This window comes from Bacillota bacterium (assembly GCA_033549065.1).
Lineage (GTDB): Bacteria > Bacillota > Dethiobacteria > DTU022 > DTU022 > JAWSUE01.
The window spans coordinates 955-10,544 of sequence record JAWSUE010000014.1 but is presented as its reverse complement, the minus strand read 5'-3'; the positions used below and the strand labels follow the sequence as shown (position 1 = coordinate 10,544).

The 9,590-nt window shown below is 47.0% G+C and carries 8 protein-coding genes; 3 read left to right on the top strand and 5 right to left on the bottom strand.

From position 1 onward, the window contains the following. The 5 genes from SCJ97_09815 to SCJ97_09795 all read right to left on the bottom strand — a co-directional run. Positions 1 to 2,384: lamin tail domain-containing protein (locus tag SCJ97_09815; GenBank protein MDW7740330.1), on the bottom strand; the 2,384-nt coding region annotated here is incomplete at its 3' end. Positions 2,385 to 2,599: 215 nt separating this feature from the next. Then, positions 2,600 to 4,276, bottom strand: coding sequence for a thiamine pyrophosphate-binding protein (locus tag SCJ97_09810; protein MDW7740329.1), 1,677 nt, complete (start codon positions 4,274 to 4,276; stop codon positions 2,600 to 2,602). Positions 4,277 to 4,298: 22 nt separating this feature from the next. Then, positions 4,299 to 4,922 carry a cobalamin-dependent protein gene (locus SCJ97_09805; GenBank protein MDW7740328.1) on the bottom strand — a complete coding sequence of 208 codons (624 nt, stop codon included), beginning with the start codon at positions 4,920 to 4,922 and terminating at the stop codon, positions 4,299 to 4,301. A gap of 41 nt (positions 4,923 to 4,963) precedes the next feature. Beyond that, positions 4,964 to 5,134, bottom strand: coding sequence for a hypothetical protein (locus SCJ97_09800; protein ID MDW7740327.1), 171 nt, complete (start codon positions 5,132 to 5,134; stop codon positions 4,964 to 4,966). Between the two features lie 50 nt (positions 5,135 to 5,184). Then, positions 5,185 to 6,360, bottom strand: a complete 1,176-nt coding sequence (locus tag SCJ97_09795; GenBank protein ID MDW7740326.1) for a uroporphyrinogen decarboxylase family protein — start codon at positions 6,358 to 6,360, stop codon at positions 5,185 to 5,187. A gap of 455 nt (positions 6,361 to 6,815) precedes the next feature. Between SCJ97_09795 and SCJ97_09790 the strand changes: the two genes are divergently transcribed. The 3 genes from SCJ97_09790 to SCJ97_09780 all read left to right on the top strand — a co-directional run. Further along, a complete protein-coding gene (locus SCJ97_09790; GenBank protein ID MDW7740325.1) occupies positions 6,816 to 7,907 on the top strand; it encodes a TRAP transporter substrate-binding protein in 1,092 nt (363 codons plus the stop codon). 166 nt (positions 7,908 to 8,073) lie between these two features. Next, positions 8,074 to 8,565, top strand: coding sequence for a TRAP transporter small permease subunit (locus SCJ97_09785; GenBank protein MDW7740324.1), 492 nt, complete (start codon positions 8,074 to 8,076; stop codon positions 8,563 to 8,565). Next, positions 8,552 to 9,590: TRAP transporter large permease subunit (locus SCJ97_09780; GenBank protein MDW7740323.1), on the top strand; the 1,039-nt coding region annotated here is incomplete at its 3' end. The genes SCJ97_09785 and SCJ97_09780, both read left to right, overlap by 14 nt.

The window sequence follows — 9,590 nt, the reverse complement described above, 5'->3', positions numbered from 1 at the left end:
CTATTCCTGACGAAATTTAACAGGTCGAGATAATCTGCATTGGAGCCCGCACGGACTATCCAGTTAGCCTGGAGCAGGTCGATTTTATCGGGATCAAGATCGTGATTGTGAGCAATCATGTAGCGGTTTGCCCTTTCCCGGATATTATAAATTCCCCAGTATTCACCGTTTAAATATAATACTGCCTGGCGGTGAGCCTGGTAATCCAACCCCATATCTCCCAGCAGGCTGGTCATCATTATATCCCGGATCTTGCTGTACACAGAATCCTGACCGGAAGTCCTGAGGGTCAGTGCTTTAAAATGGGTTAAATCCTTTTCCGGAAAAAGGGGGTAACGCAGTTCATTATATCCATAAATATTCCGGAAGAAAACGTTGAAGATCTTCTGATCCATTGCCCGGCTGTACTGGCCGCCAATCTTGATTCCGGCATCCATACTTATGCCAAGAAGACCTTCAGGCTCGTAAAGCTCAAGGTGGATTGGTTTTTCCATGTCTTTCCAGAAATTTGCTCCCTTGTAGGGGAATGTACTGGATGCTCCGTAGCCTTTTACGTATATCCCCTGAACCGGATCCCACAGGTCTTTCGGATCCATGATAACCGAAACTACCGTCAGGTTATGGTCGGTATCAATAAAATAAGTTCTGTTTTCGACCGGGCTCGGCAGCTTACCCTCTTCAAAAGAAACTGCACGCAATACAGATGTATCATTTATGGCCAACGGCTCTGAATAAACAGGGGAGTTTTCATCAGGCACCGTTCCGTCAAGCGTATAGCGGATTACTGATCCCGGACCGGGAGAGGTCATATCAACAAAAAGTCCTGAAGTGTAGAATCCGCCGGGATGAGAGATAACCGGCGGCAGAGAGTATCCACTGTAAACAGACGAAACATTAACTGCTCCTGGTGCCGGTGTTTCAAAAAAGTATCGATTGCTCCTGTTTTCAGGTGATCGGCCCACCGACATATCGGGTGAGAGCATCCCCGTATGCATACTATCAAGCATAATACCCGATGGATGGTAGAGCACCAGTGTTTCACCTGTTGCCTGTATTTTAAAGTTTGTGTGCAGGTAAGCACTGTCTGTATCCGCCCGGTCCTTTCCCGATGCAAATACAAGCAGGTATTCTCCCGGTTCAATGGTAACTTCGGGGAATTTCCAGCGATATGGCTCATCTGCGCTATCCGACAAACCAAACCCATTGAGATTAACCGCAAAATCCCCGGGATTATATATCTCAATCCAGTCGCTGTATTCTCCGTCTTCATCGGCAATAGTGGTCACGTTTTCCGCCATTGCCTCGCTGATGATCAGGTTAGGGACAGGCGAACCGCTGAAATGTTCAAATCCCTGGGTATAATTAGGTTCACCCGGGGTAGGCCGGGTGAAGTACAGCCAGCGATCGGGATTATCTGGATCGCGTCCATAAGAAACATCACGTTCCATGTTTCGAATTTCAATTTCCTCAATAACCGCACCTTCCGGAGTGCTTAAGATGAGTGTATCATCACGGTCATTTAAACTGAAATTGGTATGCAGGTATATACCCTCCGGATTAGAGCGATTTTTACCGGAAGCAAAAATAACCAGGAATTCACCAGGTTCGATCGTAACAGCGGGAAACCGCCATTTATAGGGGTTGTCAATTTTATCGGATAGCCAGTACCGTTCCATATTTACCGGGAAATCATTCGGATTATATATTTCGATCCAATCTGAAAGGTCGCCGTCTTCATCAGGCAGGGAAGTCCGGTTTGACGTGATAAATTCGTTGATCAATACCGGTTTCTCCTCCAGCCGGGGCATATCGGTAACCTGTTCAAAGGGCTCTTCACTATTGGCAGCTCCGGGGGTGGCATCAAGGAAATAAGCCCACTCTGAAGGGTTCTCTTCAACCCTGCCGTATGATACGTTGGAGAGCATATCCGTTGTTGTTACTGTATCGATCACCGAAGCCTCAGGATCAACCAATATGAGTGTGCTGCTGGTGGCGCTGAGAGTAAAGTTGGCATGAAGTTTGCCGTCAGGATTTCGGCGATCTTTGTTTGATGCAAAAATAACCAGGTACTCCTGCGGACCGATTTCAACGGCGGGGAAGGGCCATTTGTACGGATCGGCAGAATCATCGGTTATCCAGTAGCCATCCAGAGATATAGCGGTATTTCCCGGGTTATATATTTCAAACCAGTCAGGGTAATCGCCGTCTTCATCAACAAGAGTACTGCGGTTGCTGGCCATTACCTCGTTGATCACCAGGTTCTTCCCACCCTGGAAAGTACCACCCAGCATGATTCCCAGTATGATGAGTACAATAATTAAGGCTGCTGTATAGATAATACGCGTAGTGATACGGGCTTCGAGATTTTTAAAAATGTGAAACAAAGGATCACTCCCGCTTGTGATAAATGCCAGTTAAGTTAAAAAAAGAACCCTGCTTCTACTCAGGGTGTTGTTCAAAACCGGCATTTATAAGTTGGTTAACCTCTTTTCAGTAAACTAAATCGATCTGATTCACTCCAATATATTACACGATTTTAGCTCAATCTGTCAAAGCAACAACACAGGGGACCGCACACGGGGACGGTTCTCCTGTGCTGTTAGAAATCATCCGGGTCAACCATTACTTCCAGCAAGTAAGGTTCGCCCATATTCAGCGCTCTATCCAGGGCAGCAGATAAATCTTCCGCTGCTTCAACTCTTTCAGCCTGTACACTGAAGCTTCTGGCCAGCCCTGTATAATCAATTCCCGATATATCCGTCCCAGGGAAAGTGTCACTCTTAACAGCATTACCTTTATAATTAAGCAAACCTTTTCTGACTGCGGCATATCGCTGGTTATTTATAACGAGGAAAACCACCGGAACCCGGTACTTAAAAGCAACCCATAGACTCTGCACCCCGAAGAGAAGAGAACCATCCCCGACTACACAGATCACTCTGCGCCCGGGATTGCCCCATTTAACTCCCAGGGCAGCGCCGGTCCCCCAGCCCAAACCTCCGTGGCAGTGAACGTAACAGCTAAAGCGGTCGGGTCGTTCCAGGTAGTCTATAAAATGAGCGTCAGAGGTAGGGGTATCTATTACCACAGTAGTCTTTTGATCCATAAATGATGAAACATGCTCAACCAGGGTTGAAACCCTGATCGGTTTTTTGGCTGCTTCCTTGCTCAGGAAGGCTTCAACTTCTTTTCTCCTAAGGGCGCTCAGCTCAAGAGCCACTTTTCTTCTGGCTGCTGCCACACCCGGTTTTTCCTTCATCAATAGTTCCAGTCTGCTGTACAGCTTATTAACCGTTTCCGCGGTACTCCCACAGAGAGGTACTTCAGCTCCATAAAGTTTGTCGATTTCGGCAATATCATCGTGCTGGTGAATCAGCCTGGTTTTTTCTGGGATATCCGGCTTACCGGGTGCATTGAATTCAACGAAAAGTTTAGTTCCCAGGACCAGGATTACATCGGCTTTTTCAGCAGCAGGGATATCCGTCCTGTACGGCCCTAAAAAATTACTCTCGCCGGTCGGATAGCCGTTATGATAAAAAGAGCGACGGTCGTCACAACTTACTCCGGCTCCCAGCAGATCGGCCAGCGCTTTAACCTGTTCAATACAGTTTTCTCTACCCACGCCTGATCCGGCGATAATCAAGGGGAAGTCGCTTTCAGCCAGAATCTCAGCTGCACGGTCGATTTCCTCATCAGCAGGAGCAATTTTATAGGAGACATTCTCCCTCGGGAAAGTATAGACGCTTTTTTCGCTGGCTGGTGCTTCCAGAACGTCCTGCGGGATGACCAGCAGGGTTGGTCCCATTGGTGGTTTGATAGCCATCTGGAAAGCCCGGTTGAGATCCTCGGCAAGCTCTTCAGATCTCAGGCATAACCAATCCCATTTCATGTATTGCTTGACCATTTCCTGCTCGTCGGTGGTGGAGGTAATCCCGCCATGTGCTAAAATATTCCGCGGTTTGATGACATTAATAACAACTACCGGGGAATTACTCATTTTGGCCGAGTAAATCTGGCAGATTCCGTTGGCCAAACCTACATTGGCATGGAGCATGGCAACCTGCGGTTTTCCGGTGACCCTGCTGTGTCCATCCGCTGCGGCAACTGCCGATCCTTCAAAGGGAAATAAAATAAAGTTGATATCATCACAATTTACAGTTGCATCAATTATCGATACCTCCGTAGTTCCGGGACAGCAATAGATATTGCTGACACCCCGTTTACGTAAGATGTCAATAAATAGATCACCGCCGTTTGGTCTGCTTCCGGTTTTCATCTCTTCCCCCGCAGTTCTTTATTTATTTCCCGAATATGGTCTTTGCAATTTCCACACCATCACTGGCTTTAGTGGCAAAATAATCGGCGCCAACATGCTCCTGCACTTTTTCATTGATATAGTTACCACCGATCATTACTTTAGTATCGAGCCCGGCATTCCGGACAGCGGTAATTGCTTCTCTCATATTGTCCTGGCAGCCGGTTAAAAGCACACTCAAACCCAGCAGCGGTGCACCTGTTTCCTGCAAAGCCTGGACAAATTTCTCCCTGGGGACATCTACACCAAGATCAACGACCTTGTATCCGGCACCCTTGAGCAACATGACAACTATATTTTTACCCAGGTCGTGAATGTCATCTTTTACAGTGCCGATCACAATCGTTCCTTTTTCCTCGGTTGTCTCCCCGGCCAGTTTTGGTTCCAGTATATGGTTGGCCGCATTCATAATTTCTCCGGCCATGATCAACTCGCTGAGGAAATACTCGCCCTTCTGGAAATGTTCGCCCACCTCAACCATGCCTGCTTGCAGCGATTTGATAATATCGATCGGCGAGACACCTTCCCCTAATCTTGAATCGATCATAGCCAGTACCTTTTCTTCTTCCAATTCCTCCATGGCTAAAGCCAATTCATCCTTTTGCATCGGTCTGGTCAGTCTCCTTCCTCAGATAACTTAAGTTGTGTTTAGCGCTGGACGAACCACCAGATAAATGAGTAAGCATACTCATCAAGGTTGTCCCAGCTCTGCTTGATTATCTCTTCGTTTCCGGGGATTTCCCCCAGTTCCTTTTTCTTTATCTCCCATGACAAACAGGTTCCCGGTTCAGGAACGAAGTCCGTAATTTTATCGCTCATCAGGATAAACCTCCCCACTATTCAGGTTTAAAAAATGCCTGTCCTAAAAATTAATACTTACCGAATTTACGGCCTGCCTCGATCATCGCTTCAATATTCTCCAGCTTGGCATCGCCCATTATAACTCCACCGGCATCGAGAACATATCCGCCATCGGCACCCAGTTCATCAATAGCCCGCTTCACCATTTCCGTTACCTCTTCCCGGGTTCCGTAGGTCAGTAAAGTGGTCGGTATTGCGCCGATCAGGCAGAACCTTCCGCCCAGATGTTCTTTTGCCTTGGCCGGATCGGTATTATCAACCACGAACTGGATGCTCTTTTCAGGCAGTTCAGCGATATATTCCAAATATGGAGTCCAGTCACCCTCGGCAAAAAAAGTCATGGATTTGCCCTGGTCCCATAATCCTTCAATAACTGCTTTAAGTGAAGGCCAGTAGAATTTAACCCAGTGTTCCACACTGAGAAAAGGATAGGCGCCGCGGTGCAGGGGAGCGATTACTGGGAAAGTTTTGTCGGCGCCGGGACCGGCCAGCGCATATCTGATGTTATGAGGAATCAAAGCATCACAGGCAGCGATTATCTTCTCCGGATGACGGCGGATGTCGGTCAAAATCCCTTTCATCCCCCGCAGCGTATCTCCAACTGTATCGAAGGGAGCCTTGGTCATCCCTTTAACAGCCGGGGCAAAGCCGAACTCTTCGCTTATCCTTCGATTAACTTCGCCCAGTTTCGACGTATATTGCAGCATGGACACACTGCCTTTGATCATTGCAATCTGGGCCCGATATGAACCGGGTTCTGCCAGTTCATTGCAGACGCGGGGCAGGTAGTTGTCAACTACCCATTTTGTCGGGTTGGCGATAAAATCGTCATAATCCTCAGCTTTCATATAATCCTCTTCGTGATATTGAAAGGAGCTGTCTTCCGGAAGATCCACGCCGGGAAAACGATAAAAATTCAGATCCAGGGAATTCCTCAAGGCAGGCGGATTGAGGCCGAAGCCAATACCCCTGACAACATCGAGGTCCCAGTTGGCCATAACCTTTTCAACCATCTGAAACTGCTTGTCGAGATCGTAGTATACTTCCTGCAGGGTGAAACCTGCGTATTTGGCCGTCCACTCGCCTATGTTCAGGCGAATAGGCACCGTGTCTGGTTTTTCGCATTTTATAGCTTTCAGATAGCGGTCCAGTCGCTCCTCGTAGAGCTTGTTTCCAATGCTCATTAAATAACCTCCTTTTTGCAGTCAACTTAGATATTTATTGTTTTGTTTAGCTCTTAACGGTATGGGAATCTGCGTAATCGAATTAATTTCTTTTACTTCTCCCACTGCCTTATTTTTTCCTCCAGATTACCATTTTACCAGTGAAACATAGAAACTGCCACCCCCGCTTAAGGTTGTATATATAATATATAATACACTGTTATTCCTATTTGACAAACTGACAATACTAAGATATCTTTAAATTATCACAATAAATGACATACTATATTCTAACTTACGACAGATTTATTTAAGGCCTCTTTGCTTTTGACAGCATCTGCTGTATGACACTTAATAAAAGCTTTCAAACTGCAGTGCAGGAGGTGATAAAAAAAGCCAATACTTCACTTAAGATACCGGAGTAGTTTCTTCCGGCTACTGTTTCATATCATCCAAAGAAAAGAGGGAATGTAAGAATGAATAAAAAGTTATTTTTGATTATCGGCCTGGTTGCAATGATGCTGTTTGTCTTTGGCATTGCCGGCTGCGGAGGTACAGATACAGTCGCACCTGTCGAAGAAGAACCTGAAAACGGTGAAGAGCCAGCCGAAGAAGTAGAAGTAGTTGTCCTTGACTTTGCCCATCCCTTCCCGGCAGCCCACCACCACCACGTGGATATTATTGTACCCTTTGTCGAGGAAATCATGGAAAAAAGTGAAGGTCGTGTAGTAATTAACCTTCATCCGGGCGGCTCAATCACAACCGGAACATCTGCTATTGATGACGTCTCAACCGGGGCTGTGGATATGATCTGGACCCTCCAGGGTTACACAGCCGGCCGTTTCCCGCTGACTGAGATGATCGAATTCTTTGATCATTTTAATTCTGCAGAAGAAGCAACAGCAACCATCTGGGGTCTCCTTGAGCAGAACGAGGAATTCCAGGAAGAATACGGTGATTTTAAAGTCTTTAACATGTATACAACCGATATCGGTGATGTCTACACATCGAACAAACCGATCCAAAAACCCAGTGATCTGCAGGGCGTCAGCCTGAGAAGCGCCAGCCCCATGGTTGACAAATCACTGTCCCGTTTCGGCGCAACTACAGCCGGTATGCCCATGCCCGATGCTTATGACAATATCGAGCGTGGTGTTGTTGACGGGATGGCTACCGGAGCTTCGGCTATCCCCACCTACAGGCTTTATGAAGTGCTGAGTTATGCTACCGAAGGTATGAACCTCTATGTTTCACCGCAGGTCATGGCCATGAGCTGGGATGCCTGGAACAGGCTTACCCCCGAGGATCAGGCACTGTTCGAAACCATTGGCGGTCGCGAACTTAGCCTAAAATCAGCTCGCTACTATGACGAATTACATGAATGGGGCGTAACCAGCATGCAGGAAGAAGGCATGGAGGTTTATTTCCTCAGCCCTGAGGAAAAAGCCCTCTTCGCTGAACTGGCGGCACCTGTTGTGGAAGACTATATTGCTGAATTAACCGGTAGAGGTTATGACGCACAGGGCTTCTATGACCTGATGATCTCCATCAGGGATAGCCTGAGATAGTTTAAGCGGTAAACATTCCGATAGAATTAAAGTATTTATCGCTGATGTGTTAGGTGCGGTGGCTGCATCAAGCAGCCACCGTAAACCTTTTTTTTAATAGGGCGCCTGCCCTGCTAACTTAATATTATTTACCATAACCTGTAATTCCTGGGGGAGGTGCTGTTTATTGCGAAAAAGAATTAAGAAGATCAATTATTATCTGCAGTTCATAAGTTGTGTTACCCTGCTTGCGCTGATGTTTATGACCGGCGCCGATGTGATCATGCGCAGTTTTCTCAATCGGCCAATGTCCGGAAGTTACGAGTTAACCAGCATTTTCCTTACTTTCATTGTTTTTTTCGGGGTCGGCAATGCTCAGCATTTTAAGGAGCATGTGGTAATCGACGCCCTCTACGACCGGTTACCCCGCAAAGGTCAGCGTTTTATTTCTTACCTCAGTTCGGTTATCTACCTGGCCATTACAATATTGATGTGCTGGGTGGTTTTTAAATACAGCCAACTCCTCGTTTCGACCAATGCGAACACTGCCATTTTAAAGATTCCGCACTGGCCGGTGGTATTGATTGCCGCGGTCGGGTTGATCGGCTATGTTTTATCAGTTGTCGCCGATCTGCTGTTTCTGAAAGAAGGGGGGGTGCTCGGCAATGACGTCGATTGAAATCGGCATACTCGGTATAATTTTTATGCTTGTGTTGCTGATGATCCGTATTCCCGTGGGTATTGCCATGACCATTGTGGCTATTGTGGGCAATATCATGCTTACCTCTACCGGTCCGGCTCTTAACAAGCTGGGTATCGATATAATCCTGATTACCCAGAATTACAGTTTCAGCGTGATCCCACTTTTTGTCCTTATGGGTCTCTTTTTAGCCAAGGCCAATCTGGGCGCTGATCTGTACGAGGTGATCAACGGACTTATCGGCAGGGTTAAAGGTGGTATGGCTATAGCTACGATTGGTGCCGGCGCCGCATTTGGGGCTGTCTGCGGTTCAGTTGTTGCTTCCTGTTCCACCATTTCCGCGGTAGCTGTTCCCGAGATGCGCAAGTACGATTATGATCCCGGATTTGCAGCCGGTGTTTCCGCTGTCGGTTCGACCCTTGGTGTGGTAATCCCGCCCAGTACCGCCCTGGTGGTATATGGCGCCCTTACCGAGGAATCAATTGGCCAGGTGCTGATCGGGGGCTTTCTGCCCGGGATCATGACCATGATTTTGCTAATGATTACAGTTTCCCTTGTTTTAATATGGAAACCGAAATTAGCACCGGCAGCAATTAAGGATAAGATCTCCTTTCCCTGGCATAAATTAAAATTTGTATGGGCCGTTCCCCTGATCTTCCTGCTCAGTATCGGTGGTATCTATGGCGGATTTTTCACACCAACCGAGGCCGGAGCGGTCGGGGCAATCCTATCACTCATCTTTTCTATCCTTGTGGGCAGGATGAATTGGCGTGCTTTTTTTGATGCCGTAATCGTTACAGTCAGAATTTCTGCCATGGTCTTCATAGTGCTCATCGGTGGAAAACTCTTCGGTGCATTTCTAACCAGGAGCCTTATCCCCATGCGGTTAACTGCCTTTATAGACAGTCTGCATATTGAACCTTTTCTGATCATTTTAGTCATTCTGGTTATTTACACGGTTATGGGCACATTCATGGATGAAATGGCTACCCTGGTTATTATGA

What these genes read in the sequence shown, in the direction of transcription:
- SCJ97_09810 (MDW7740329.1), bottom strand. Translation starts at nt 4,276, where the DNA reads ATGAAAACCGGAAGCAGACCAAACGGCGGTGATCTATTTATTGACATC.
- SCJ97_09805 (MDW7740328.1), bottom strand. Translation starts at nt 4,922, where the DNA reads ATGCAAAAGGATGAATTGGCTTTAGCCATGGAGGAATTGGAAGAAGAA.
- SCJ97_09800 (MDW7740327.1), bottom strand. Translation starts at nt 5,134, where the DNA reads ATGAGCGATAAAATTACGGACTTCGTTCCTGAACCGGGAACCTGTTTG.
- SCJ97_09795 (MDW7740326.1), bottom strand. Translation starts at nt 6,360, where the DNA reads ATGAGCATTGGAAACAAGCTCTACGAGGAGCGACTGGACCGCTATCTG.
- SCJ97_09790 (MDW7740325.1), top strand. Translation starts at nt 6,816, where the DNA reads ATGAATAAAAAGTTATTTTTGATTATCGGCCTGGTTGCAATGATGCTG.